Consider the following 23855-nt stretch of genomic DNA (forward strand, 5'->3'; position numbering starts at 1 on the left):
TGCGTCAGGATATCCACCGGGCACCCCTCAAATGTCGATGTTGACGATGCGCCGGATGATGAGGATGCCCATCACTTCCATGATGGCGATCAGCACCACGAGGATCCACCCGAAGTAGTGGTTCATCATGGGCTCCATCAGGTCCGGCCGCATGTAGTTGAGCACCATGCCGAGCACGCCCGGCATGGCGGCGACGATCCACCCCTGCAGCTTGCCCTGCGAGGTGAGCGCGTCGATCTTGCCTTCCAGGCGGAAGCGCTCGCGAATCACCGTGGAGATGGTCTCGAACATCTCCGCCATGTTGCCGCCCAGCTGGCGCGCGATGTTGGTGGACACCACCACCAGCTCCAGGTCGTCGCTGCCCACCCGGCGGCCCATGTTGATGAGCGCCTCTTCCAGCGGCACGCCCAGCTTCACTTCCTTCACGAACAGGCCGAACTCCTGCGACAGCGGAGGCATCGCCTCGCGCGCCACGTGCTCGATGGCCTGCGGGAAGGTGAGGCCGGCCTTGAACGCGTTCGCCATCGCCTGCAGCGCGTCCACCAGCTGGACGTTGAACTTCTTGATGCGCCGCTTGCGGTAGTGCTTGACCATGATCATCGGCAGGAAGAAGCCGAAGACCGTGGCGATGACCGCCAGGATGGGGTTGAAGATGATGTAGGTGAGGATGCCCAGCAAGCACATGCTGGCGATGTTGAGGACCAACATCTGCCGCGCGTCGATGAACAGGAACATGTCGCTCAAGTCGTTCATCGACTTGGCGACGTAGCGCTCCTGGTACTGCTCGTACGCCTTCGAGAGGACGCTGAAGATCACCAGGCTGAAGAAGAAGACCGAGCCGGTGACGAGGAGGAGGACGATTCCTGCGAGCATGGGCGTGCTTCCCTGAGGACGAGGGCGCCGTGGCGCCGACTACTGGGCGCCCGCGGCCGCGGCCTTGTCGCCACTGCCCTTGATGATCTGGATGATCTCCCGGCGCTTGGCCTCCAGCACGCGGGTGCGCTCACCCGACAGGAGCGTGCTGATGGTCGCGCGGCCGCGCTCCTCGATGAGGTCCACGTCGTCCTCGTTGCGCAAGGACAGCGTCAGCGCGCCGAGCTCCGCCGCGAGCACGAGGATCTCCGCCTCTTCCGGCAGCACCATCAGCGACACGTTGTTGTAGTCGCGCTGGCCTTCCGGGATGAGGTTCACGTTGGTGGTGCCGGTGATCTTGCCGGTGGCCACCACGATGATGTTCTGCAGCAGCGTCACGCCGACGTTCTCGTCCGTCTGCGGGTCGCGGAACGTGCCGATGATGTCCACGTGGTCGTTCGGGCGGATCCAGCCACCAACGGAGGTGGTGTTCTTCGCCTCGATGGTCATCGCGCGCATCTTCTTCTGGACCTTCGAGGACAGGCGCTCGGCGGCCTTGGTCGTCTCGAACTGGCTCCACAGCAGCGGGTCACCCGCCTGCAGGGCCACCAGCACCTTCTGGTTCACCACGTACGACGCCGAGTCCGGACGGACCACCGACGAGGTGACGAACTGCTCGGGGACCGAGCGCTGGGAGATCATCTCGAAGGTGATGACCGTACCCTCGGGGACATCCTGAGCCGCCACGACGACGGGCACCAGGTTCCAACCGCGGCGGACATCCGCCTCCTTCTTCTTGATGGCGGAGTACGCGATGACGCCGGCCAGAAGGCCGAGCACGAGCGCGACGACGAGCGGAGTCTTGCCCTTCAGCATGGTTCAGGAACCTCCAAAACGGGGGGGCGCCGTTCGGCGGCGAAGTCGAGGGGTGTTGAATTCCAAAAAGGCGCACATCGGCGCCGACGGCGCGGGATGTTAGCCGTGCGATACAGCAGGTGTCAAAACCACCTCCCGCGACAGCACAGAATCCCGCGCCAACCCTGTCGAATCGCTGGGTTGCGTCAACGGTTCCTGAGGCCGTTGATGGCGGCGAGGTCCTCGGCGGTCAACCCGTTGTATTCGGTGATGCTGTAGATCGCATCCTGGACCACGTCGGCGTCATCCTCGTTGGCGATGACCTTGTTCTCCAGGAGCTGCAGCAGCCTCACGATGTCGGGGTCCGTGGACACGGGGCCCAGCTCGAAGGTGCCCCCCTCCTCGGAGGGGCCACGCGCCTCGTTGAGGCAGTACATGTGGAGCGGGACCAGGAAGACCTCTTCCTCGCTGCCGCCATCCGTGCCCGCGTCGACGCCGCCGGGGCCCGTGCCCGTGGGGGGAACCGTGATGGGCTCACGGCCGATGAGCATGCCGTTCTGGATGCGGCTGGGCGCCGTGTTGAGCACCACCAGTCCCGGCTCGAACGTCACCTCGACGGGGCTACCCGTGGTGTTGCGCAGCGGCACGCAGACCAGCACCGCGGGCCCCGTTCCGATGGGCGCCACGCCGTTGCCGCAGTCCTTCGTGGCGTCGCTGGCGCCGTACGGCACCCCGGCGAGCTCCACGCCCGGAGGGAAGACGAACGTCTTGCCCACCGGCCGGCCCGGGTCCTCGCCGAAGCCGGGCCGCACCAGGTTCACGCCCGCGTCGAAGGTGAAGCCGCCATCCCCGCCGCCGCCACCGCCCCCGTCGTCGTCATCACTGCACGCCAGCACCCCTGCCCCGACACCCACCGCGACGACCATCCACTTCCAGGCCGCATGCGCCATGTCGCGCTCCTTGTCCTCGTCGTTGTGCGCAGGCGACTCCTCCGGCCACGAGCCACTGCGTCATGAGGTATCCCGAGACTCGCCGAGTCCCGGGTCCTCGGCAACACCGACGCGCAAGGAACGCGTCAGTGTCCAGCAGTGTGCGAAGGATGCGGCGATTCGAGGGGCGACGCCGAGGGCTGCTGCATGGGCGGAAGGTCCGGATTGTAGAGGCCGCGCAGAATCAATTCCCGCCCCCGCTCATCCAGCAGCATCGCGGGCTCGCCCTCCCGCAGGCCGACCATGCGCACGCTGAAGCCCACTCCGTCCGGCGTGACGTGGACCCACAGCGCTCCAGGCACCAGCGTGGCGGGACGGTCGTCATCCGACTCCAGCCACTCCAGCCGCATGGGCACGGCGCTCAACGCGCGCGTGCGCACGCGGTCGTTCACGGGCCCCGCCACCTCAAGGGCCGTGCTCCAGTCCCCACGCTCCGTGGGGACCTCTCCGTGCGCCTGGAGCTCCTGCACCATCGTCAGATGGACCCGGCGCCCCACGCGGAGGATGGACAGGTTGGCGGTCTCCTCGGCGCGAGCCTCGCGCAGGGGCCGCCCGTCGCCCGCCGCCACCGCGCCCGCCACGGCCACCAGCACCGCGCCCGACGCCCAGAGCGGCGCGGAGTGCCCGCGCACCAGCGCCCAGACCAGACGCAGCACCGCGAGCACCGCCACCACGGAGCCCCCGAGCAGCGTCCAGCGCGGCAGGGGGCCGACATGGAACGCGTGTCCGAGGACTCCGACGACGTGCCGCCATTCGGGGACGGAGACGTACAGCACGCCCCCCGCCATCGCGAGGAAGGCGGCCGCGTGCACCAGCCTCAGTCCCAAGGGGGACGGCGCCCCCACCGTGCTCCGGTCCGTCACGGGAACGGCAGGTTCAGCACGAAGTAAAACGAGTCGTAGTAGATCTGGTACGAGCGCATGAACAGGTCGATGACGTTCGACTGCACGTCATCCGTCCACCGGACCTTGACCGACCCGCCGATGATGAGCGCGACGACGAGGACCCAGTTGAGGATGGAGTATTCGACCATGGCCTGGCCGCGCTGGGAGGCGCGCCGGCGCTGCGTCTTGGGGATGCTCATGGGGAGGCTTCCTCCGGGGCCGCGTCCTGCGGCGCGTCCATGTCGGGCAGGTTGGGGAACACACGGTCCGCGTACTCCAGGCGGACCTTGGGGGCGGACGGAGGCGGCAGCACCATTCGCGGCTTGGCGTCGATACCGTACTCCGCCACCTCCATCGAATGGGCGATGCCTGGAATCTCCATCTTCGCCAGTTGCATCAACGGAATCTCGCGGGAAATCCACATCCGCTTGACGACGGTCTTCTTCACGACCAGTTCGATCTGCACGGCCGACACCGTCCCCGCCAGCGTCATCACCCGCATCTCCTTGCTGGAGCGTAGCACGGGCTTGAGCCCCGCGGGCAGCGGCTCCTTGTCCTCGTCCGGGTGCGGCAGCTTGTCGTCCTTGGCCTCCTGCCCCATCTTCTTCATGACGTGGTCCAGGGCCTCCTGCGAGTACTCCTGCGGGCGGTCCGTGGGGCCGCCCACATAGAGCCGGGAGATGGCGTCGTACTGGATCTGCTCGCCCTCGCGCGCCACCAGCATGCGCATCTGCATCAGGGGCGACTTCATGGCCGGGTGCGTGCCCGCCTCCATCTCCACCCACACCGCGTCCCGGCCCTGCTTGTCCTTCTCCTCCCCCACCACCGCCATGCGCCAGTAGTAGATGCGCTGGCCACCCGCGCCGCCGTCGAAGCGGTAGGTCACCCAATCGCCCACGCGCGTGTTGCGCGCGCCGCGCGTCAGGTGGTTCATCACCTCGCGCGCCGCGGGGCTCTCCTCCGCGCGCGCCGACGCCGCCATCAACACCACCGCCAGGACGGCCCACGTCGCCCTCATTTGCCCGTCCCCTTCGTCTTGGCCTTCTGCTCCTGCTCGTAGGCCTCGCGGCTCTTGCGGACCGCGTCGTCGTTGGGCACCGCGTCCGGACGGTCCGAGCCCACCCAGGTCTGGAGGACGGTCGACATGCCCTCGTCCACCTCGGAGATGGTCGTCATCACCTGCTCGCCCTTGCGCGCGTGCTCCATCGTCACCTGCGTGCCACCGCCCAGCTTCGTCACCGTGCTGCGCACCGGCGAGAACCCCTGGCGCTCCAGCTCCGCGTCCACGCGGCGCTGCACGTCGTTGAGGTCCCCCGTCACCAGGGACGTGCGGTTCTGCGAGCCGCCCGGGTCGTCGCGCGTCGCCAGGTCCTGGCTGTAGAGCGTGCCCTCCAGCTTGACCAGGCCCTGCGGCGGCGTCTTCGGCGGACGCGACCACAAATCGCGCAGAGCCGTGAAGCCCACCGTCTTGCCCGCGTGCATGCGCAGCACCACCCCGCGCTGCAGGCCCTCGCGCGTGAAGAGCGCGGAGACGACGGCCTCCTCCTCCATGTCGCCCTCCACCACGGTGGGGTAGCCCTCGTCGCGCCACTTCTGCGCGAAGTAGGCCACCACCTTCTTCATGGGGTCGGTCGTGGTGAAGTAGGCCAGGCGGTAGTACTCCCCGCCGATGACCAGGTCGTTGCCGATGCGGGTGTGGACGGTGCCCGGATACACGGGCACCTGCTGCTCGGCCGCGCGCGCCGGCCCGAAGGCCCCCAGCGCACAGCCGAGCACCAGCCCGAGGGCCGCGGCCCTACTCGCAGCGAATCTTGTTGTCCTGCTCATCCTTCTTCGTCGCCTCTTGGTTGGCGTCCGGGTCCGACGGGTCGTCGGCCATGGCCTTCTTGCAGCCCATGAAGTGCGGACCGCGGGCCATGAACAGCTTGATGTAGTTGCTGTCCCCGTACGTCATCTCATCGCGGAACGGCGCCGTGTCGAAGCAGTCCGGCCGGTCGTTGTCCAGCAGGTCGCGCATCGCGTGCAGACCGCTGCTCGCCGAGCTGTCGTACCCCGTCAGGCCGTTGCAGTTCCCCTTCTGCTGGGGATCGATACCGTAGTTGCGGGCGACGACATAGGTGCCGAAGAAGTTCGGCAGGAAGCTCCCCAGGAAGCTGAGCACGCTGCCAACGCTGCCATCCAGCGCCTGCGTCAGGCCCAGGAACTTCATCCGCCCCACCTGCACGTGCATGCCGTGCGGGTCGCTGCCCGAGCGGTGGTTGCCCGCTCGCCTGTCTCGCACCACCGCGTCGCCGCCGTCCGGCATGTTCCAGCCGTTGGCGTACATCGAGTAGCGCGAGCGCATGGGGATGCTCGCCAGGTCCTGCCCGCCGAAGGTGTCCGACTTGAAGAAGCCGCCCTGCCCCGACTCGTCCAGGTAGCTGCGCGGGATGATGACGTTGTCGAAGTTCATCGTGACTTCGGACTCGACCCATCCCTTGTTGTTGAAGCCCCACATGTTGAGCACCGAGCCGGCGCCCGAGTTGAGCATGCCAATCACCCCGGCGCCCAGCCCGCCACCCTCTCCCGTGCTGCCGGGACCGCCCAGCATCCCGGACTCGAGGAAGGGAATCTCCTTGTTGGTGATGGTGCCCTGCACGTTGCCGTAGCGGGCGATGAACGTGCCCACCGTGCCGTTGGGCTCCACCGAGTCCATGTCCTTGTAGCGCTCGACCAGCTCGGTGTGCGCCTCCTGACGTGCGTCCTCGAAGGCGTTGTCGTGGTTGCCCTTGGCGAAGTCAGACAGGGAGTAGCTGGTCATCTCCCAGACGGCGTAGCGCGCCATCTCCTGGAGCTTCAGCTTCGCCCGGACCAACTCCGTCAGGTACATGCTGAACATCAGAATCATGACGAGGAGCGGCACGGAGAGCGCGAACTCGACCGTGGCGGCACCGCGCCGGAAACTCTTGCGGGACATGGGGGCTCTCATCGCGGTCCTCAGTGCGTCATGACCTTCGGGGCGAAGCCCTGGAGCGCGCCGGGCAGCGCGTCCAGCATGCTGCCGACGACCGGGAGCTGGTTGCGCCCCTGGTACACGGACGCCAGGCGAGGACGCCAGTATGGGTTGAAGAAGTTGGGCTGCTCGGTCCAGTTGCCCGGGCGGTGGTAGTAGCTCTGACCGCGCGAGATGACGTTGAGGCCCTCGGTGAGGCTGAGGAACTTCTTGCGGTTGTTGAGCATCTCCAGCCCCTCCGAGTCCGCGGTGAAGGAGAACTTCACCTTGCCGTCGTCGTTGAGGAGCGCGGGCGCGTTGGAGCCCGTGCCGTCCGCGTTCTCCTTGTTCACCACGTCCTCGGGAGACTTGTTCAGCGCCACCCAGGCCGACGGCTGGTTGAAGTCGAACTTGCGCTCGGCGATGGCGTTGTTCGCCGCGTTCGCCATCGGGTTGCAGGTGCTTCCCGAGTACTGACCGGGCTCGAAGTGCATGAACGGCGTCACGCCACCCCAGGGGTGGTTGCCGTCCTGGGCCGGACGCACGTTGGCCGTATACACGTCCACCTTGAACCAGCAGACGACGAGTTGGAGGACGCAGACCTTCTCGCGGTGGATGCCCACCTCGCGCTCGGCGCCGCTGGGCGCGCGGTGGTTGCGCCACCCCTCGCTGTTCTGGGGGTAGTGGATGCGCCAGTGGACGCCGCCCTTGACGCTGCCGGTGTCCTTGTCGTTGAGCGCCCACACGCTGGGCTTCATGGTGTGACGGTACGGCAGCTTGATGCCGCCCTTGTCGTTGAGGCCCTTGCGGTTGTCACCGAAGCAGCGCGTGTACGGGTCCTTGTTGTTGCAGGACAGCGGGTTGTCCGCCTTGCCCACGCCCACGTCGACCTCGGCGGGGCCCAGCTTGAGCCAGTACAGGTCGTCCGCGCCCATGTTGTCACCCTGCGCCGTCATGCCCCACGGGCTCAGGTTGTCGTTCCAGTCGCGGATGTAGTTGCGCGAATCCATGATGCTCTTCGCGGTGGGGAACGTCGCGGACAGCATGCGCGTCTGCCCCATCTTCTTGAACTCCATCAGGCCCGGAGCGTTCACGCCGTTGTTGAGCATGTCGCGCAGGAAGCCGAGCGCGTCCGGCAGCGGGAGGATGTCACCCAGCTCGCGCGAGGTGGTGAAGCGCTCGGGGCAGATGCCACCCTCGTGGTCACACGCGTAGCGCGTGGCGTTGGTGATGCCGCCCATGGAGCGCTTGGCGCGGGCGATGTCGTCGTTGGCCTTGTACTTCGTCACGTCCAGCGCGCCGAACGGGTTCTTCCACGTGCCAGGGTTCAGGGGCTTGCCGCCCGCGTGCGAGTTGTGCGCCTGGCTGAAGAGACACTGGCTGTAGATGCCCGTCGCCAGCTGGCTGGCCAGCGAGTTGAGCTTGGTGTCGTTCGCGTCCAGCACGCCCTGCGTCGTCTGCGTCACGTGTGTCGACGCGGACATCATCACCGCCTGGGACATGAAGTACATGGCGCCGTTGAGCACCCGATGCGCTGGAATCAGGAACTTGCCCAACCACTTGTCGGGGTTGGCGGCCTTGAGGATGCGCTGGAACGGCTGCAGGAAGACCGTCTTGTACAAGGTCATGATCTTGTTCACGGCCTTGATGACCTGTCCCACGTACGGAATCACTTCGATGATGGGACACAAGACGATCCACAGCTTCTTGCGTTTGCCGGCGCACGGGTTGAGCGTCTTCATGAACCCGAACAGGTCCGTGAAGAACGCCTCGGCCGAGTAGATGACCGAGATGAGCGAGTGCCACATCATGGCCGACACGTAGTGGGACACCTGCGTGCGGTTGGCGTACGCGTAGAAGTTGAACGCGCGCGCCTCCATGGCGGCCATCGAGTAGGCGGCGGCGTCCGCGGTGTTCTGCAGGCGCACGCGCTCGTGCACGGTGTGGCCGATGTTCACCGTGGTCAGCACGGCGATGGACATCACCAGCACCATCAAGGCGGCCAGGATGAGGGCCTGGCCCTCCTGGCGCTGGAAGCTCTGTCGGAGGATTCGAGTGAACATGGTGCGTGCGTCCTCTTACAGGCCCCAGTCGGGGTTGAGGTGCATGATCCACTTCCGGTGGAAGTTGGACTGCATGCGCATGGTGTAGGTGGCCGTCAGCGGCATGAAGTAGCGCTTGCCGACGAGACTGGAGACGAACGGGATGCTGCCGGTGGCGAGCCCCCAGAGCACCCACATCTCGGCGGGGTACAGCGAGTTGTAGCCCTGCTCGTGGTCGATGCCCTTGGCCATCGCGGCCAGCGGCGTGAGGTTGCCGCCGTCGGACATCATGTTGGCCCGGGGCGCGAGCGTCGCGCGGTCGATGGCGCCGCGCAGGGCCACCTGGGCGTTGGACGCGTACCAGGACGTGAAGATGATCCAGTTCGCGAACGGGACCTTCATCTCGTAGAAGTAGCGCAGGCGGATGGTGAGCCGCGTGGCCTTCCGGTAGACGAGCTCGGAGCTGTCCGGCTCCGGCAGGTTGAAGAACTTGCGGATGTTGCTCTCCAGCGACGGGACCTCCGGGAAGCTGTCCGCGCCGTCGAAGTCCAGCTCCTGCCAGTTGTAGCCGCTGCGCAGCTTCCAGATGGTGTCGATGGGCGTGAAGTACGCCGGGTTGATGGTGTCCACGCGGATGAGGCCGAACAGGTTCGAGCCGTTCACCGTGCGAGGAACCACGCCGCCGCCGAAGTTCAGCGTGCGCATCGCGGAGTCGTAGATTTGATGGATGGCGAAGGTCTTCGCCAGGTTGCCGATGTCGTCGGTGCGCCCCAACGTCGGCAGCAGCGCGACGATGGCCGCGTCATGCATGCGCTCGTTGTTGCCGTTCCACACGACGCCGGCGCGCGCGGCCTGGTAGGCGGCGTACTCGGTCATCAGCTTCGCGTGCTGAATCAGCGTCAGCTGGATGATGCCCAGCGTCATGAAGACCGCGAGCGGCATGATCATCGCCGCTTCGACCGCCGCCTGCCCGGATTGACGGCCCGACGCCTTTCGCGGCCGCTCTTCCTGTTCCATTCCCATGGCGCCATTATCTCGATCAGCGCCTCCGGCACGCATCGGTCAAATGGACACCGCCGGACGGTTTCAGCCTCCCATTTATTGAAAAATCGCGCGGGCTTACGGCGCGGGTTGGGCAGGCTCGGCCGGGGTTTCCGCCGAGTCGGCCTCGCGGCTCAGGCGTCGCCGGGCCGCCTGCGCGGCGCTGGAACCCGGAGATTCCTGGATCACCTGACGACACGCGGCCAACCCCTCACGTCGGCGTCCCAGGGCGAGCTCGGCATCGCACAGCCGGTTGAGCAGACCCATGCGCTCCGTCCCGGAGGCCCCGGCGTTCAGGGCGAGGTTCAAGAGACCCGCCTCCCGGGCCCGGTCCCCTTCCCGGAACGCGGCTTCGGCCTTGAGGGACAGCTCACGGACGGAGGGGCCCCGGGCCTTGTCCTCCTTCGCGGCCTCGGGAGCCGTCGAGGCGGCCTTGGGGCTCTTGGGCCGCATCACCAGGGCATCCTCCTGCTGCTTCGTCGGCTCCGGGGCCGCCGGAGCCGTCCTGGAGGCGAGCGAACGTTCGATGGCGGAATCATCCTGGGGCGGTGCGGGCGGCGGCTGGGCGACGACGGCCTGGGGCAGCGACTCCGCGGCGGACTCCATCGCCGGGGCACCCTCGGCCTCCTCCCAAGCAGCAACGTCCGCTGACGACTTGTCGTCCAGGTCCGCGCTGGACTCCTTCTTCGCCGCGCTCGAACCTCCGAGCCGGAGCGGCTCCCGGCGCGCCACCTTCCCCTGCGGAACCTCCAGCTCGTCGCTCACGGGAGCGCGCTTCTCCAGGGCCTTCGGCGCGGGCTTCGATGTGACGGGGAGCGAGGCCGTGGGCAACGAAGGGGCGCCCTTCGACTTGGACCTGGAAGCCTCGCGAGGGCCCACCGAGCCGATTCCACCCCCGCTGCCGTTCTGGTCCCAGTCCTCGGCGCGGCGGGCCACCTGGTTCTTCCGCTCGCCGAACTCGTCGCGCTGCCGGGTCTCGTGCATGAGCCGGTCCTCCGCCAGCTCGCCATCGACGACCGGCGCCGAGTCCGCGTACGCGGCGGCGGCCGCGGCCGAAGCGGGGGCCGGGGCCATGCCCGCGGTGGGCGGCGGAGGGGCGTCCACGGAGGTGGGCTCCGCCTTCTTCACCTGGGCCTCCACCTGCCTCAGGTCGGGGCGGGTCAAGTCGGGCGAGACGGCCATGAACGAGACGATGCCCAGCGTACCCACCGACGCGAGCCCCACGACGGGCAAGAACCAGCGACGCCACCGGGACGGCTTGGGTTCGGGGCCCGCCGCGGCCCGGCGCGCGGACTGCTGCGCGTAGGCCAGCAGCGACTCCAGGCCCGCGTCCGGCGCGGGCTCCTCGGAGAGCTGCGACATGGTGACGCGCACGCCACGGATGTCGTCCAGGGCCTGGGTGCAGCGCACGCAGCCCTGCAGATGGGACTCCACCGCCTGGGCCTCCGTCGTGGAGAGCTCGCCGTAGGCGAAGTCGAGGAGCCGGTCCTCATGAGCATGGAGGTTCTGCGGCTTCATCCCACCACCGTCCTTCCATCCTCGACGAGGTCGCCATCCACGCCCAGTTCGGCCAACCGGCGACGCAGGCCGTCCAGCGCGTAGCGCATCCGGCTCTTCACCGTGTTCTCCGAAACGCCCGTCACGTCGGCGATGTCCTTGAACGGGATGCCGCTGTACTCACGCAGGATGAACACCTCGCGCTGCTCTTCCGGCAGCGCCGCCAGGGCGCGCTCCAACAGGGGCCGCAGCCGCGCGTTGTGCGCGCCGCGCTCGGGGCTGGCGCCACCATCCGGCAGCGCGTCCGCGAGCGCCCGGCCGTCCTCGCCGTCCGCACCATTCACCGGCGACTCCAGGGACGCGGCCTGGCGGTAGCTTTCTTTGCGCGCGCTGTCCACACAGAGGTTCCTCGCGATGGTGTAGACCCAGGTGGTGAATCGGGCCTTCGCCTGATACTCGCCGGCGCTGCGTACGACCTTCAGCCACGTCTCCTGCAGCACGTCCTCCGCCCGCGCGCGTTGCCCGACGAAGCGCAGGATGAAGTTGAACACCGGTGTCCGATGCCTTCGCACCAACGCCTCGAACGCACGAGCGTCCCCCGCCTGGAAGGCGAGCATCAGGCGCTCGTCTGAGGTCTCCGGTCCCAACTCTCCCCCATCGCTCGTGGAGCCACGCTCACTTCCGGCCCACCCTCAACCCGTGCCGTCATAACGGACGACGGCGCGCGAGGGTCTAATCCGGTCGTGGTCTCCGGTAAGTGGCCAGAATGACAGGCAGCGCGACCCCTGTCACCAGCGCCGCCTGGGCCAGGAGCACGCCAGGCAGGGGACGCTGGAGGTGGACGTGCAGCGAGCGTGCGAGCGCCAGGCCCAGCAGGACCCCCGTCGCGGTGCGCACCGCGTTGGAGCCCGCCGCGGGCCGGAAGCGGCCCACCGCCCAGTCCACCAGCGCGGGCAGCGTGAGCAGCAGCACGGCGGGCACGTCCCAGGACCAGCTCAGCGGCGCGCGCGCCACGAACAGCGCCACCAGCCCGGCCAGCATCACCGGGTAGGTCCCCAGACAGCGGGCGCAGAGCCTCAGCCCGCCGAAGAGGTACGTGCGGTTGTACTCATCCGGGTGATGGTGACTGAGCCAGAACACCGTCGGTCCCTCCGGGAGGTGGAGTGGGAGCAGCCCGCTGGGATGCGTCCTCCGCCAGGAAACACGCGGCGAAGTGCCCCGAGTCCAGGGGATACAGCGGAGGCGACTCACGTCGACAGCGCTCGATGGCGTGGGGACATCTCGGATGGAACGTGCAGCCAGGAGGCGGCGCGAGCGGAGAGGGCGGCTCGCCCGGTACCAACAGCCGCGTCCGGGTCCGCGACGGGTCCGGCACCGGCACCGCCGCGAGCAGCGCCTGCGTGTAGGGGTGGCGCGGTCGGCGATACAGCCTGTCCGAAGGGGCCAGCTCGACGACGCGCCCCAGGTACATCACCGCCACGCGCGTGGACACGTGCTCGACGATGTTCAGGTCGTGCGCGATGAACACATAGGTGAGCCCGCGCTCGCGCTGCAGGTCCACCAGCAGGTTCACGATTTGCGCCTGGATGGAGACATCCAGCGCGCTGATGGGCTCGTCGGCCACCACCAGGTCCGGGCGCAGCGCGATGGCCCGGGCGATGCCCAGCCGCTGTCGCTGCCCGCCGGAGAACTCGTGGGGCAGCCTCCCCAGCGCCTCGCGCGGCAGGCCCATCGCGTCGAGCAGCGCGAGCACCTCGCGCTCCTTCTCTCCCGGACCACGCGCCAGGCCGTGGATGTCGAAGGGCTCACCCAACAGCTCGCGCACCGTCATGCGCGGATTGAGCGAGGCATACGGGTCCTGGAAGACGAGCTGCATCCGGCGACGCAGCGGCCTCAGCCTGCGCTGGGACAAGCCGGTGAGCTCCTGCCCGTCGAAGCGGATGGAGCCCGCGGTGGGCTCCACCAGTCGCAACAGCGCGCGCCCCAGCGTGCTCTTCCCACAGCCGCTCTCCCCCACCAGGCCCAGCGTCTCGCCCCGGAAGACGTCCAGGCTGATGCCGTCCACCGCCTTCACCGCGCCGCGCACGCGCTGCAACACGCCCGCGCGCACGGGGAAGTGCACCTGGACATCCCTCGCCTGGAGGAGCGGCTCGACGGGGCTCATGGCGCGGGCACCGGATGATGACAGGCCGCGCGCTGCGAGCCGCGCTTGAGCTCGAGCACCGGCATCACGCGCGCGCACTCTTCGGTGGCCCGCTCACACCGCTCGCGGAAGGCGCAGCCGGAGGGCAGTCGCCCCAGCGCGGGCACCATGCCGGGGATGGCCCTCAGTCTCATCCTGGGAGCGCGAGCATTCGCGTCGAGTTCGCCGCCCAGCGCGGGCAGCGAGCGCAACAGCCCCGCGGTGTACGGATGGGCCGGATGGGCGAACAGCTCGCGCACCGGCGCGTGCTCCACCACCTTCCCCGCGTACATCACCACCACCGTGTCGCAGCTCTCCGCGACGACGCCCAGGTCGTGGGTGATGAGCATCACCGCCATGCCGCGCTCGGCCTGCAGGCGCTTGAGCAGGTCGAGAATCTGGGCCTGGATGGTGACGTCCAGCGCGGTGGTGGGCTCGTCCGCGATGAGCAGCGACGGGTCGCACGCCAGCGCCATCGCAATCATCACCCGCTGCCGCATGCCGCCGGAGAGCTGATGAGGCCACGCATCCACCCGCTCGCCGGGCGCGGGGATGCCCACCTGACGCAGCATCTCCACCGCGCGCTCGCGGGCCTGGGAGCGCGAGGCGCCCAGGTGCAGCCTCACGCCCTCCGAAATCTGCTCGCCCACCGTGAAGACGGGGTTGAGCGACGTCATCGGCTCCTGGAACACCATGGCCACGTGGCGTCCCCGCACGCGCCGCAGCTCCTCCTCCGGGAGCGTCAGCAGATCGCGCCCCTCGAAGAGCACCTCGCCGCCCGCCACCCGCACGGGCGGCTGGGGCGCGAGTCGCAGCACGGACAGCGCGGTGAGGCTCTTGCCGCAGCCGCTCTCACCCACCACGCCCAGCGTGCCGCCAGGAGGCAGCGCGAAGGACACACCGTCCACCGCGCGCACCGGGCCTTCCTCCCGCGACAGCTCCACGGTGAGGCCCCGGACGTCCAGCAGGGGCCCCTCCGCCGAGGGCGACGCGACGGAGGTCACTTCTTCGCCAGCTCCTCCAGGAACTCCACCTCCTGGATGAGCCCCTTGCGGATGAGCAGGCGGATGAGGCTGGCCACCATGCGCGCGGGCTTCACCTTCTCCGTGTCCAGCACCGCCTCGTCGCCCCGCGACATGCGCTCCAGGTCATCCAGGATGGCCAGGTCGTCGTCGGAGAAGTCCGGCGTGGGCGTGAGCGCCAGCGCGGGCTGCGAGCCCTTCGCCGCGCCACCGAACATCACCACCGGGACGCGCGGCTTGCCGTCGTCGGCCTCGAGCACGGGAGGCGGCGGAGGCCGGGGCGGCGGAGGCTTCACGCCGAGCAGGTCATCCAGCGAGTCGCCCCCGGCGCCGCCCAGGGCCTCGGCGGGCGGAGGCGGCGGCGTCCCGGGCCGACGGGCCGCGGGAGCGGCGGCGGGGGGTGGTCTCGCTGCGGGGGGCTTCGGCGTCTCCGGCATCTCCCACTCCAGTGGCGTTCCCGCGGCCACGGGGAGAGGACCTGCGCCCTCCTCCTCGTACAGCGGCTCCGCCTCGACGATGTCCAGCGGCTCTCCCCGCGCCCGGGCCAGCGCGGTGTCCAGGTCGTCCGACGCGACGACGAAGACCCGCACCTGCTTGCGGAGCTGGAAGCGCAGCTCATCCACCAACGTCAAATCCCCCGGGTCCTCCACGGCGACGTGGACGCGCTCGCTGCGGCCCTCCACCTCCATCCGGAAGAGGAGCACCCGGTGCTCGGCCTGGAAGTCCAACGACACCAGCGACGACACCGCTGGCGCGATCTCATCCGGCAGCTCGATGAAGGGCAGCCCGTGCTGCACGGCCAGCGCCCGGGCGACATGGATGGGCGCGCACGCCCCCTGCGCCACCAGCACCTCGCCCAGCCGCAGGCTCCCCGGAGCGCCCTTCTGCCCGAGCGCCACCCTCACCTGCTCCGCCGTCACCACGCCCGACTCGACGAGCAGCTCGCCAATCTTCTTGCGCATAAGGCAGAGCTACCGCTTGACCTTCGCGAGGTACTCATCGCGGGAGAAGACGTTCTTCTCGATGAGCAGCTCCACCATCGCCTTCAGGGCCGCCACCTCCTTGCGCTGCACCTCCTCCACGCTGCGCAGGAGGTCCGCCGGACTGCCACCTCCCGAGGACGCGCGAGGGGCCTCCGCGACCGGCGGTGCCGGGCGCGCGGCGGGAGCGGGCTTGGGCGCCGGAGCGGAGGCGACAGCGGCCGCCGCCGGGTCCAGGTCCTTGAGGTTCTTCACCACCGTGCGGCCCTGGGCGTCCACCACCTTGAAGTTGGTGTCCGCGTCCTCCAGCTCCATGTTCTGCTCGTACATGCGAGCAAACGCCCGGGCGATGGAGGTGCGGCCGGCGACGTTGGGGATGATGCGGCACTTCGTCACGGCGCGCAGCTCGTCGAGCATCCGCACGTTGAGCGGATCCGACATCGCCACCACCAGCGTCTTTCCCTCGTCGCGAAGCTGCAGCGGCAGCACGGAGAAGTCGCGCGCCGTCTGCGCCGGAATCTTCGCCTTCACGTGCGGCGCGACCACCTGCACCGCGTCCAGGTTGACCGCCGGCATGCCGAGCTGCTTGGACAGCGCCCGCACCAGGATGTCCTCGGAGACGAGGCTCATCCGCACCAGGATTTCACCGAGCTTGCCGCCCCACTTCGCCTGTTCGGCGAGCGCGGCCTTGAGCTGGCTCTCCTGGAGCACATTCGCCTTGATCAGCAATTCTCCAAGCTTGATCTGTGCCATGTCGTGGGGGCCACTCTACCCGAGTCCAGCCGTCGCGCTTCTTCTTCCGTGCCTGGCCGGTCAGGAACCCGGCGCCGGGGGTGCCGGCGACTCGGGGGGACCGACCGGCTGCTCACGCCCGGAGTCATCCACCTCGACGACCTTGGCCCCCTCCGGCGGGACCAGCTCGTAGAGCGTCAGGTCCGGCCGGGCGTTGAGCTTGATCTGCTGGTAGCGCACCTGGAGCTTCGTCTGTGCCTGCTTCGCCTCCAGCTCCACCTTGCCCGGGAAGATGAGCCCGCCCTGCTCCAGGAAGTCGTCGAACGCCAGGTCGTACCCCGGCACGCCCCGCACCTGGCTGCGCACCACGCGCAAGTACTTGGGGTGAACCTGTAGCACCTGGGTGGCCGCCCCCCGGTGGAGCGTGAGCACGTAGACGCCCTCCTTCGTGTCCAGCTCCAGCGTCTTGCGCTCGGGCGGGAGGAGGGGCACCTGGCCCAGGAGGATGGCCACCAGCTCCTCGCCCGGCAGGACGACGGGAAGGAAGCGCGAGACGTTCTCGGGGCTCGCCGGCCCCTGGTACCAGGTATGCGTCTGGGCCTGGTACAGGCCGAAGCGCGAGCCGTCCCCCACCAGGGAGGCGAGGGGCCGGTTGAAGAAGTCGAACGTCTCCAGGTGCAGGAAGGCCGGCCGGGTGACGGCGAGGAACATGCCGATGGTGCCGCTCTGCTGCGGGGACTCGACGCGCAGCTTCGCGTCCCCCTCCAGCGTCACGACGTTCTCCTGGTTCGCCCGGACGCGCTCGTAGACGACCTCGGCGTCGGTGAGCTGGCCCTCGGGGCCGAACTCGATGCGCTTGGGGCAACCCGAACAGAGCACTCCCAGGAAGATTGCGGCGGCTGCGCGGTTCATATGTCCTAGTCTGGGCCATGGCGCCCTGCCGGGTCACCCACCAATGAGCCTGAACGACATCCTGCATTACCTCCGCCTGGGCGGAGTCACCCTGGCCCTGCTGCTGTTGGCCTCCGTCGCCGCGCTCGTCGTGGCCGTCGAGCGCATCATCGCCCTCTGGGGGGTGAGCGAGCGCTCGCGCCTGCTGGGCGAGGCGGTCAGCAAGCACCTGCTTCGCGGCGACGTGGCCGCGGCCCGCACCGCCGCCGAGCGCTCCGACTCGGTGGCCGCCGACATCTTCCTCGCGGGCTTCGACCGCTGGGAGCGCAGCCGGGGTTCGGGCGGCGCGGGCGTGGAGGCCGCCGTGGAGCGCGAGCGCGCGCAGGTGGGCCTCAAGCTGCGGCGCAACCTGTGGATCCTCGCCACCATCGGTTCCATTACGCCCTTCGTGGGCCTGTTCGGCACCGTGGCGGGCATCATGCGCTCGTTCAAGGACCTGGGCCTGGACGTGGAGGCGGGCGGCACCGGCGGCAGCGCCGCGGTGATGACGGGCATCTCGGAGGCGCTCGTGGCCACCGCCGTCGGCATCCTCGTCGCCGTGCAGGCCATGGTCTTCTACAACTACTTCCAGGCCCGGCTGTCGCGCGTGCTGGTGGAGCTGCGGCTGATGGGCGACGAGTTCGCGGAGCTGCTCAAGGAGCGCGCCGCGGGGGGACCTCCTCCGGAGCCCTCGCCCCGCACCGACACCCCGGCCGCTTCCCGCGCCGACTCGCAGCCGGCCTGACGCCCGGAAGGAACGCACCATGGCCATGGGCAAGACACCGGGGTCCGACGACGGCGATGAAGGCGTCTTCGCGGAGATCAACATCACCCCGCTCACCGACATCTTCCTCGTGCTGCTCATCATCTTCATGGTGACCAGCTCGGTCATCGTCCAGCAGGGCCCGGGAGGCGGCGCCAAGGCGGGCCTCAAGGTGAACCTGCCCAAGGGCGGCGCGGCCGACGTCACCGCGAAGACGACGGACCTGTCGGTGGCGGTGCTCGCCGACGGCCGCTTCGTGCTCGCCGGCAACGTCGTCACCCAGGAGGAGCTGCAGAAGTCCTTCGACGAGGCCAAGGTGAAGGACCCGGACACCGTCGTCATCGTCCAGGCCGACGAGGGCGTGCCCCACGGCACCGTCGTCCAGGTGATGGAGCTGGCGAAGAAGGCCGGCCTGGGTCAGCTCGCCATCGGCGTGCGCGAGGGCGACTGACCCGCCAGCCCACGGCACACCGCTGGAAAGCATCGAGGCCACCTCGGGAAGCCAGGGCTCCCCAGGGTGGCCTCGAGTGTTTCAGGCGGGCGCCCCATTCACGTGGGGCGCCTCGACTCCAGGAGCGGGCCTTCCCCGCTCAGACGGACGCGAACGCGGCGTCGGTGATCTCCATCGGGGACGTGTCCTCGAGGGCGATGAGGCGCGCGGCCTGCTCCACGTTGGGCAGCACGTTGCGCGCGTAGAACAGCGCGCTGTACTTCTTGCCGTCGTAGAAGGCGCGGTCCGGGTGGTCCGCGGACAGCTCCGCCTTGGCCTTCTCCGCGATGAGCGCCGCGTCCAGGAGCAGCCAGCCCACGGCGACCTCGGACATCATGTTGAGGAAGCGGTTGGCGGACAGCGGAATCAGCGGGAACTTGCCGCCGTCCTGCGACCAGCCGAACACCGTCATCGCGCTGGACATCAGCGCCTCCTGGGCGCTCGCCAGGATCTTCACGGCCTCGCCGTACACGGCGTGCTCGCGGTTGGCCTCGACGAAGGCGCCCACGTCACCCATGAACTGCTGGAAGTGCGCGCCGCCGGCCTGACCCAGCTTGCGGCCCACCAGGTCCATGGCCTGGATGTGGTTGGTGCCCTCGTAGATGGAGAAGATCTTCGAGTCGCGCGTGTACTGCTCCACCGGGTAGTCCTGGATGTAGCCGGCGCCGCCGTACACCTGGATGGCCTGCGAGCACAGGCGGAAGGACTGGTCGGAGCCGTAGGACTTCACCAGCGGGGTGAGCAGCTCCACCTGGCCCTTGTGGTAGGTGGCCGCCTCGTCGTCCTTGCCCGCCAGCTGCCGCGCCTTGTCCAGGTGGTGCGCCAGCTTGATGATGAGCGCGCGGATGCCCTCCACGTGGGCCTTGATGTCCAGCAGCATGCGGCGGACGTCCGGGTGCTCGATGATGGCCGCGCGCGCCGCGGTGGGGTCCTTCCACTTGGTGAAGTGGGAGCCCTGCTTGCGGTCCTTCGCGTAGTCCACCGCGTTGTAGTAGGCGGCGCTCGCCAGCGCGACGCCCTGGATGCCCACGGCGATGCGCGCGCCGTTCATCATCTTGAACATCTGGCTCATGCCGACGTGCTCGACGGTGCCGACGAGCTCGCCCAGACAGCCGTCGTTCTCACCGAAGTTCAGCACACAGGTCGCCGAGCCGTTGATGCCCATCTTGTGCTCGATGGAGCCCACCGACACGTCGTTGGACGCACCCGAGCTGCCGTCCTTGCCGATGCGCAGCTTGGGGACGATGAACAGCGACAGGCCCTTGGTGCCGGGCGCCGCGCCGTCGATGCGCGCGAGGACCAGGTGGATGACGTTCTCCGCCATGTCGTGGTCGCCGCCGGAGATGAAGATCTTCGTCCCCTTGATGTTGTACGTGCCGTCACCGTTGCGGCGCGCGGTGGACTTGGCCGCGCCCACGTCGGAGCCGGCGTGCGGCTCGGTGAGGCACATGGTGCCGCCCCACGTGCCGTTGAGCATGCGCTCCACGAACAGGTGCTGCTGCTCCTTCGTGCCGCACTCCGCGATGACCTCGGCCGCGCCGAAGGACAGGCCCGGGTACATGTTGAAGGCCGTGTTGGCGCCCGACAGCAGCTCCTCCACCGTCACCTGCAGCATCATCGGCGCGCCCTGGCCGCCGTGCTCGGGGCTGACCGCCACCGTCTTGAAGCCCTGCTCGTAGAGTTTCTTCCACGCGTCCTTGAAGCCCGTGGGCGTGTAGACGGAGCCGTTCTCCACCCGACAGCCCTCGCGGTCTCCCACGGAGTTGAGGGGCCCGAGCACCTCGCGCGCGAAGCGGTACGTCTCCGTCAGCACCGCCTTCGCCTCGTCCGGGCCCCAGGCGTCGTACGGCGCCTGACCGGCCACCTGGCCGAAGCCGAACTGCTCGAACAACGTGAAGAAGATCTCTCGGAGGTCGGTCTTGTAGGTGTTGATGCCGGCGGACATGGCCACTCCTGCGTGACGGCTCGCTGCCCACCCTCCAGGGAGGGCCTCGGGTCAGCGGCGCGAAATTGAGACACAGGAAGTGTGGCGGCGACTGATTTTTGAGTCAACCCTGAATGACACCCTGCGTTGAGGGGCAACCCGTCTGCCCCCCACCGCAGGACTGCAAAGCGCTACTTCTTGACCTTCTTGGCCGAGGGAAGCGTCGCCGTCTTGGCGGCGGGCTTCTCCCGGGGCGCCGTCTTCTTGGAGGAGGCGCCGGCCGGACGCTCGTCCGAGTCCTCGTCGTCCCCTTCGTCGTCCTCGGAGGCGCCCGTCGCCTCGCTCACCCCACCGGTGCTGCTGGGGGTGGGCACGGGGGCCGCGAGGCTCTCGCGGGGCACCTCGATGACGATGGGGCTCTGACCCGAGCGCTGACGGTTCTCGTCCTCGAGCGAATAGAAGAGCTGGATGTGCGCGCCGCCCTTCATCACCAGCTCACCGCGCTGGTTCTCCGCCCACAGGTCGATTTCGACGTAGTAGCGGCCGCCGGTGCCGTGGCGGTTGCTCACCCGGCCCTTGCAGACGACGGTGTCGCCCGGCCAGACCATCTTGTTGAAGCGCACGTTGTAGCGGCGCATCTGGCCGCCGCGGGCCCAGTCGCTGATGAGCTGGCCGAGCATGCCCATGACCAGCATGCCGGGGGCGTAGACGCTCGGCATGCCCACGCTCTTGGCGTAGAGCTCATCGACGTGGACCGGGTTGTAGTCCCCCGAGGCGCCCGCGTACCGGGACAGCTGCACGCGGTCGACGGGGGCCTTGGCCAGGGCGGGCAGCTCGTCCCCGACGCGGATGGACTCGAAGTAGAGCTTGCGCGCGGGCATCACGGGGTCTCCTTGGTGGCGCGGACCACGAGCGTCCGGCGGGCTCGGAACACCAGGTTGCCTTCCTCGTCGCGGCCTTCGTCCTCGATGACCGCGATGTCCATCTTCCCCGACGGGCCCTGGCGCTCGGAGACGTCCGCCACGCGCGTGGAGACGTAGATGCGGTCTCCGGCGAAGATGGGGCGCTCGTACTCGAAGCCCTGCTCCGCGTGGAGCAGGCTCTTGATGCCCACCCCCAAGAGTTCCCTCAGGTCCGCGGCCGAATGGAAGGACGCGGGGAAGGTGGGCGGCGCGATGATGGTGGGGTAACCGGAGGCCCGAGAGTACTCCTCGTCGTAGTAGATGGGGTTGTAGTCGCCGATGGCCTCCGCGAAGCGGCGGATGGCACCCTTCTCCACTTCGTTGAGCGTCGGCGGCGAGGCACGGCCGATCGCATTCTTGTCCAGCATTATCCCTCTCCTGACTAGCGTCCGGCCGGAAGCTCGAGCACCGTGAGGAGCCCAGCTTCGGCGGCCGTCAAGCGTGGCGCGGCATTCACCAGCGCGTTCGCGGTGGCCCGGTCGCCCGCCACTCCCCCCGGGATTTCCAGCACCAATCGAGGGTCCGCATCGATTTCGATGCGGTCCTTCGGGTCCTCTGCCCCCACGGCGATGGTCAGCTCCAGTCGCACCCGCTCCTGCCCGTCCTCCAACCCGACCACCGACTGGAACATGCCCGCCACCCGTCCCTTCTTCACCGCGAACGCTCCGCCCGAGATGTCCTCCTCGGCGAAGACGGGGGCTACCTCTTCCTCGTAGTCATCACAATCCAACCCCAGCCCCAATGCCGCGAGTGCCGCCGACTCCACCAGCCCCACGTGGCCGAGTTGCTCACCATCCACCAACTCGAAGAACTCCTCCTCGGTCAGCCCCGCGCCCACCTTGCGCTGCAGGGCCTCACGCCGGGTGCGCGCGTCCACCACCCGCGTGACGGTGGCGCGCCTGACGGGCCCACACACCTGACCGGCCGTGGCCACCAGCCGGTCCATGATGAAGCCCGGGTTGACGCCCGCGCCCAGCACCGCCACCTCGGCGCGCTGCGCGGCCTGGTCCAGCTTGTCCGCCAGCTCCGGGTGGTTGAGATAGGGGAAGGCCAGCTCCTCGCACGTGCTGACCACCGGCAGGCCCAGCTTGATGGCCTCCAGCAGCTGCTCCATCACCTGCGGCAGCCGCGAGCCCGTGGCGTGCAGCAGCACCACGCCCTTGCGCCGGCCCACCGCCTTCTCCAGAGAGTCCACCACCTTCACGCGCGGCGCGGGACCTCCCAGCACGTCACCCAAGGGGCGACCGACCAGGGAGGGATGGGTATCCACGGCCCCAATCAATTCCACTTCCGGGCTGGACAGGGATGCCTTGGCAATCTCCTGCCCGATGAATCCCAGCCCCATCACGACCACCGGCACCGGCCCTGCTGGGGCTCTAGCCATCGGAGATTGCTCCAGGATTCCAAGGGGTTAGCGCTGAAACGCAGCCTTGCCGCGCACCATAAATCACACCTTGGCGGGCAGGCAAGCATCACTTGGTTCCGCGCATCTTGCGCAATGCGAGAACCTTCAAGGATTTCCGGGGCTTGCGCGCGCAAACCGTCGGGGGGCCCTGTTTGGGTGCGCGACAAGGCTGTATAAAGAAAGACAGGCCCAAAATCCCCCGGAGACCCTCCAACATGGACCGCATCCTCGTGGTGGATGACGACGTGCTCATCCTCGCCGCGCTCTCCCGGATCCTCCAGACGGAAGGCTATGACGTCGTCACGCACAGCGACCCCGCGCTCGCCGCGCGCGAGGTGGGCTTCTGCGTGGTGCTGACGGACTTCATGATGCCGTACCTCAACGGCATCGAGCTGTTGGGCGCCCTGAGGGAGAAGAACCCGAGGGCGGTGCGGCTGATGCTCACGGCGGCGGCGGACTTCCGCGTCGCGTCCGAGGCGGTCAACCGCGGCGAGGTGTTCCGGCTGCTCGGCAAGCCGTGGTCGCTCAGCGAGCTGACGAGCAGCGTGCGCCAGGCCGTGGAGCACTACCGGCTGGTGGAGGCCAACGAGCGGCTGACGCGCGAGGTGGCGGAGAAGAACGCGGAGCTGGTGGCCATCAACCAGGACCTGGAGCGTCGGGTGGTGGAGCGCACCACGGGCCTGTTGGACGGGCTCATCAGCGCGCTGGACTACCGCGACACGGAGACGCAGTGGCACTCGCGTCGGGTGGCGCTGTACTCGCGTCGGCTGGCGGAGGAGGTGGGGCTGGTGGGCGCCGCGCTGGACGTGGTGGAGCAGGGAGCGCTGCTGCACGACATCGGCAAGATTGGCGTGCGCGACTCCATCCTGCTCAAGCCCGGGCCGCTGACGCCGGACGAATGGGTGGAGATGCGCAAGCACCCGGAGTTCGGCTACCGGATGATGGCGAAGATGCCCTACCTGCACGAGGCGGCGCTCATCGTCCTGCAGCACCAGGAGCGCTGGGACGGCAAGGGCTATCCCCAGGGGCTGTCCCGCGAGGACATCAGCATCGGCGCGCGCATCTTCTGCATCGCCGACACGGTGGACGCCATCACCTCCGACCGGCCCTACCGCAAGGGGCGGCCCATGAGCGTGGCGCGGGATGAGATCCGCCGCTGCGCGGGCACCCAGTTCGACCCGAACCTGGCGGATGCGTTCCTGCGCATCCCGGAGACGGAGTGGCAGCGCATCCGCCACCAGGTGGAGCAGCTCGAGGAGGAGGAGAACCAGCGCTGGCGCAGCCACCCGCTCGGGGTCCCCGCACCGCTCGCCCGCGCGAGCGGCGCCTGAGCG

The 23855-nt window shown here is 68.7% G+C and carries 25 protein-coding genes; 3 read left to right on the top strand and 22 right to left on the bottom strand.

Annotated features, from left to right (window positions below; translation table 11 throughout):
- Positions 1-27 precede the first annotated feature (27 nt).
- The 18 genes from AC6JA9_RS27590 to AC6JA9_RS27675 all read right to left on the bottom strand — a co-directional run bounded on the left by AC6JA9_RS27590 (position 28) and on the right by AC6JA9_RS27675 (position 16959).
- On the bottom strand, positions 28-873 hold the full coding sequence (locus AC6JA9_RS27590; protein ID WP_141324761.1) for a type II secretion system F family protein: 846 nt from the start codon (positions 871-873) through the stop codon (positions 28-30).
- A gap of 39 nt (positions 874-912) precedes the next feature.
- Positions 913-1728: a Flp pilus assembly protein CpaB gene (gene cpaB / locus AC6JA9_RS27595; protein WP_046714742.1), complete on the bottom strand. Its 816-nt coding sequence runs from the start codon at positions 1726-1728 to the stop codon at positions 913-915.
- A gap of 185 nt (positions 1729-1913) precedes the next feature.
- The gene (locus AC6JA9_RS27600; RefSeq protein ID WP_267700366.1) at positions 1914-2657 is read right to left on the bottom strand and encodes a hypothetical protein; all 744 of its coding nucleotides are present in this window, start codon (positions 2655-2657) and stop codon (positions 1914-1916) included.
- A 125-nt stretch (positions 2658-2782) separates the two neighbouring features.
- Positions 2783-3523: a hypothetical protein gene (locus AC6JA9_RS27605; RefSeq protein WP_473571183.1), complete on the bottom strand. Its 741-nt coding sequence runs from the start codon at positions 3521-3523 to the stop codon at positions 2783-2785.
- A gap of 32 nt (positions 3524-3555) precedes the next feature.
- Positions 3556-3780, bottom strand: a complete 225-nt coding sequence (locus tag AC6JA9_RS27610; protein WP_046714745.1) for a hypothetical protein — start codon at positions 3778-3780, stop codon at positions 3556-3558.
- Positions 3777-4598 (bottom strand): hypothetical protein, encoded by an 822-nt coding sequence (locus AC6JA9_RS27615; RefSeq protein ID WP_141324758.1) that lies wholly within the window; start codon positions 4596-4598, stop codon positions 3777-3779. The genes AC6JA9_RS27610 and AC6JA9_RS27615 overlap by 4 nt, the downstream gene beginning before the upstream one ends.
- Positions 4595-5356, bottom strand: coding sequence for a hypothetical protein (locus AC6JA9_RS27620; RefSeq protein ID WP_248546473.1), 762 nt, complete (start codon positions 5354-5356; stop codon positions 4595-4597). The genes AC6JA9_RS27615 and AC6JA9_RS27620 overlap by 4 nt, the downstream gene beginning before the upstream one ends.
- A 19-nt stretch (positions 5357-5375) precedes the next feature.
- The gene (locus tag AC6JA9_RS27625; protein ID WP_223751678.1) at positions 5376-6536 is read right to left on the bottom strand and encodes a TadE/TadG family type IV pilus assembly protein; all 1161 of its coding nucleotides are present in this window, start codon (positions 6534-6536) and stop codon (positions 5376-5378) included.
- 20 nt (positions 6537-6556) lie between these two features.
- Positions 6557-8614 (bottom strand): TadE/TadG family type IV pilus assembly protein, encoded by a 2058-nt coding sequence (locus AC6JA9_RS27630; RefSeq protein WP_223751679.1) that lies wholly within the window; start codon positions 8612-8614, stop codon positions 6557-6559.
- A 15-nt stretch (positions 8615-8629) separates the two neighbouring features.
- Complete coding sequence (locus tag AC6JA9_RS27635) at positions 8630-9616, bottom strand: TadE/TadG family type IV pilus assembly protein (protein WP_141324755.1); 987 nt, start codon at positions 9614-9616, stop codon at positions 8630-8632.
- A gap of 96 nt (positions 9617-9712) precedes the next feature.
- On the bottom strand, positions 9713-11152 hold the full coding sequence (locus AC6JA9_RS27640; RefSeq protein ID WP_497958089.1) for a zf-HC2 domain-containing protein: 1440 nt from the start codon (positions 11150-11152) through the stop codon (positions 9713-9715).
- The gene (locus tag AC6JA9_RS27645) at positions 11149-11778 is read right to left on the bottom strand and encodes an RNA polymerase sigma factor (RefSeq protein ID WP_223751681.1); all 630 of its coding nucleotides are present in this window, start codon (positions 11776-11778) and stop codon (positions 11149-11151) included. Before AC6JA9_RS27645 ends, AC6JA9_RS27640 begins: the two co-directional genes overlap by 4 nt.
- A gap of 85 nt (positions 11779-11863) precedes the next feature.
- Complete coding sequence (locus tag AC6JA9_RS27650; protein WP_141324752.1) at positions 11864-12271, bottom strand: DUF2085 domain-containing protein; 408 nt, start codon at positions 12269-12271, stop codon at positions 11864-11866.
- Positions 12240-13295: an ABC transporter ATP-binding protein gene (locus AC6JA9_RS27655; protein ID WP_223751682.1), complete on the bottom strand. Its 1056-nt coding sequence runs from the start codon at positions 13293-13295 to the stop codon at positions 12240-12242. The genes AC6JA9_RS27650 and AC6JA9_RS27655 overlap by 32 nt, the downstream gene beginning before the upstream one ends.
- Positions 13292-14317: an ABC transporter ATP-binding protein gene (locus tag AC6JA9_RS27660; RefSeq protein WP_223751683.1), complete on the bottom strand. Its 1026-nt coding sequence runs from the start codon at positions 14315-14317 to the stop codon at positions 13292-13294. The genes AC6JA9_RS27655 and AC6JA9_RS27660 overlap by 4 nt, the downstream gene beginning before the upstream one ends.
- The gene (locus AC6JA9_RS27665; RefSeq protein ID WP_223751684.1) at positions 14314-15297 is read right to left on the bottom strand and encodes a GspE/PulE/PilB domain-containing protein; all 984 of its coding nucleotides are present in this window, start codon (positions 15295-15297) and stop codon (positions 14314-14316) included. Before AC6JA9_RS27665 ends, AC6JA9_RS27660 begins: the two co-directional genes overlap by 4 nt.
- Before the next feature lie 9 nt (positions 15298-15306).
- A complete protein-coding gene (locus tag AC6JA9_RS27670; protein WP_141324748.1) occupies positions 15307-16068 on the bottom strand; it encodes a cyclic di-GMP-binding domain-containing protein, MshE-related in 762 nt (253 codons plus the stop codon).
- Between the two features lie 60 nt (positions 16069-16128).
- The gene (locus tag AC6JA9_RS27675) at positions 16129-16959 is read right to left on the bottom strand and encodes a DUF4292 domain-containing protein (RefSeq protein ID WP_473571185.1); all 831 of its coding nucleotides are present in this window, start codon (positions 16957-16959) and stop codon (positions 16129-16131) included.
- Between the two features lie 43 nt (positions 16960-17002).
- Between AC6JA9_RS27675 and AC6JA9_RS27680 the strand changes: the two genes are divergently transcribed.
- Together AC6JA9_RS27680 and AC6JA9_RS27685 are read left to right on the top strand one after the other, a co-directional pair.
- Entirely contained in the window at positions 17003-17722 is a 720-nt protein-coding gene (locus AC6JA9_RS27680) for a MotA/TolQ/ExbB proton channel family protein (protein ID WP_267700362.1), read from the top strand.
- A 19-nt stretch (positions 17723-17741) separates the two neighbouring features.
- Positions 17742-18191: an ExbD/TolR family protein gene (locus AC6JA9_RS27685; RefSeq protein WP_497958090.1), complete on the top strand. Its 450-nt coding sequence runs from the start codon at positions 17742-17744 to the stop codon at positions 18189-18191.
- A 139-nt stretch (positions 18192-18330) separates the two neighbouring features.
- Here AC6JA9_RS27685 and AC6JA9_RS27690 read toward each other — a convergent pair whose 3' ends face one another.
- From AC6JA9_RS27690 to AC6JA9_RS27705, 4 genes are all read right to left on the bottom strand, one after another.
- Complete coding sequence (locus AC6JA9_RS27690; RefSeq protein ID WP_497958091.1) at positions 18331-20175, bottom strand: acyl-CoA dehydrogenase family protein; 1845 nt, start codon at positions 20173-20175, stop codon at positions 18331-18333.
- Positions 20176-20345: 170 nt separating this feature from the next.
- A complete protein-coding gene (locus AC6JA9_RS27695) occupies positions 20346-21035 on the bottom strand; it encodes a MaoC family dehydratase (RefSeq protein ID WP_223751689.1) in 690 nt (229 codons plus the stop codon).
- On the bottom strand, positions 21035-21484 hold the full coding sequence (locus tag AC6JA9_RS27700; RefSeq protein ID WP_046714763.1) for a MaoC family dehydratase N-terminal domain-containing protein: 450 nt from the start codon (positions 21482-21484) through the stop codon (positions 21035-21037). The genes AC6JA9_RS27695 and AC6JA9_RS27700 overlap by 1 nt, the downstream gene beginning before the upstream one ends.
- 14 nt (positions 21485-21498) lie before the next feature.
- Entirely contained in the window at positions 21499-22500 is a 1002-nt protein-coding gene (locus tag AC6JA9_RS27705; RefSeq protein WP_223751690.1) for an NAD(P)H-dependent amine dehydrogenase family protein, read from the bottom strand.
- Between the two features lie 236 nt (positions 22501-22736).
- Here AC6JA9_RS27705 and AC6JA9_RS27710 point away from each other — a divergent pair, with 236 nt between their 5' ends.
- A complete protein-coding gene (locus AC6JA9_RS27710; RefSeq protein WP_223751691.1) occupies positions 22737-23852 on the top strand; it encodes an HD domain-containing phosphohydrolase in 1116 nt (371 codons plus the stop codon).
- The last annotated feature ends 3 nt before the right edge of the window (positions 23853-23855 follow it).

Source organism: Myxococcus sp. MH1 (genome assembly GCF_059738865.1).

Bases quoted from the DNA above. Each gene is read 5' to 3' on its own strand.
- AC6JA9_RS27590 (WP_141324761.1), bottom strand. From the start codon at position 873: ATGCTCGCAGGAATCGTCCTCCTCCTCGTCACCGGCTCGGTCTTCTTC.
- cpaB (WP_046714742.1), bottom strand. From the start codon at position 1,728: ATGCTGAAGGGCAAGACTCCGCTCGTCGTCGCGCTCGTGCTCGGCCTT.
- AC6JA9_RS27600 (WP_267700366.1), bottom strand. From the start codon at position 2,657: ATGGCGCATGCGGCCTGGAAGTGGATGGTCGTCGCGGTGGGTGTCGGG.
- AC6JA9_RS27610 (WP_046714745.1), bottom strand. From the start codon at position 3,780: ATGAGCATCCCCAAGACGCAGCGCCGGCGCGCCTCCCAGCGCGGCCAG.
- AC6JA9_RS27615 (WP_141324758.1), bottom strand. From the start codon at position 4,598: ATGAGGGCGACGTGGGCCGTCCTGGCGGTGGTGTTGATGGCGGCGTCG.
- AC6JA9_RS27625 (WP_223751678.1), bottom strand. From the start codon at position 6,536: ATGTCCCGCAAGAGTTTCCGGCGCGGTGCCGCCACGGTCGAGTTCGCG.
- AC6JA9_RS27630 (WP_223751679.1), bottom strand. From the start codon at position 8,614: ATGTTCACTCGAATCCTCCGACAGAGCTTCCAGCGCCAGGAGGGCCAG.
- AC6JA9_RS27635 (WP_141324755.1), bottom strand. From the start codon at position 9,616: ATGGGAATGGAACAGGAAGAGCGGCCGCGAAAGGCGTCGGGCCGTCAA.
- AC6JA9_RS27640 (WP_497958089.1), bottom strand. From the start codon at position 11,152: ATGAAGCCGCAGAACCTCCATGCTCATGAGGACCGGCTCCTCGACTTC.
- AC6JA9_RS27655 (WP_223751682.1), bottom strand. From the start codon at position 13,295: ATGAGCCCCGTCGAGCCGCTCCTCCAGGCGAGGGATGTCCAGGTGCAC.
- AC6JA9_RS27665 (WP_223751684.1), bottom strand. From the start codon at position 15,297: ATGCGCAAGAAGATTGGCGAGCTGCTCGTCGAGTCGGGCGTGGTGACG.
- AC6JA9_RS27670 (WP_141324748.1), bottom strand. From the start codon at position 16,068: ATGGCACAGATCAAGCTTGGAGAATTGCTGATCAAGGCGAATGTGCTC.
- AC6JA9_RS27675 (WP_473571185.1), bottom strand. From the start codon at position 16,959: ATGAACCGCGCAGCCGCCGCAATCTTCCTGGGAGTGCTCTGTTCGGGT.
- AC6JA9_RS27680 (WP_267700362.1), top strand. From the start codon at position 17,003: ATGAGCCTGAACGACATCCTGCATTACCTCCGCCTGGGCGGAGTCACC.
- AC6JA9_RS27685 (WP_497958090.1), top strand. From the start codon at position 17,742: ATGGCCATGGGCAAGACACCGGGGTCCGACGACGGCGATGAAGGCGTC.
- AC6JA9_RS27690 (WP_497958091.1), bottom strand. From the start codon at position 20,175: ATGTCCGCCGGCATCAACACCTACAAGACCGACCTCCGAGAGATCTTC.
- AC6JA9_RS27695 (WP_223751689.1), bottom strand. From the start codon at position 21,035: ATGCCCGCGCGCAAGCTCTACTTCGAGTCCATCCGCGTCGGGGACGAG.
- AC6JA9_RS27700 (WP_046714763.1), bottom strand. From the start codon at position 21,484: ATGCTGGACAAGAATGCGATCGGCCGTGCCTCGCCGCCGACGCTCAAC.
- AC6JA9_RS27705 (WP_223751690.1), bottom strand. From the start codon at position 22,500: ATGGCTAGAGCCCCAGCAGGGCCGGTGCCGGTGGTCGTGATGGGGCTG.
- AC6JA9_RS27710 (WP_223751691.1), top strand. From the start codon at position 22,737: ATGGACCGCATCCTCGTGGTGGATGACGACGTGCTCATCCTCGCCGCG.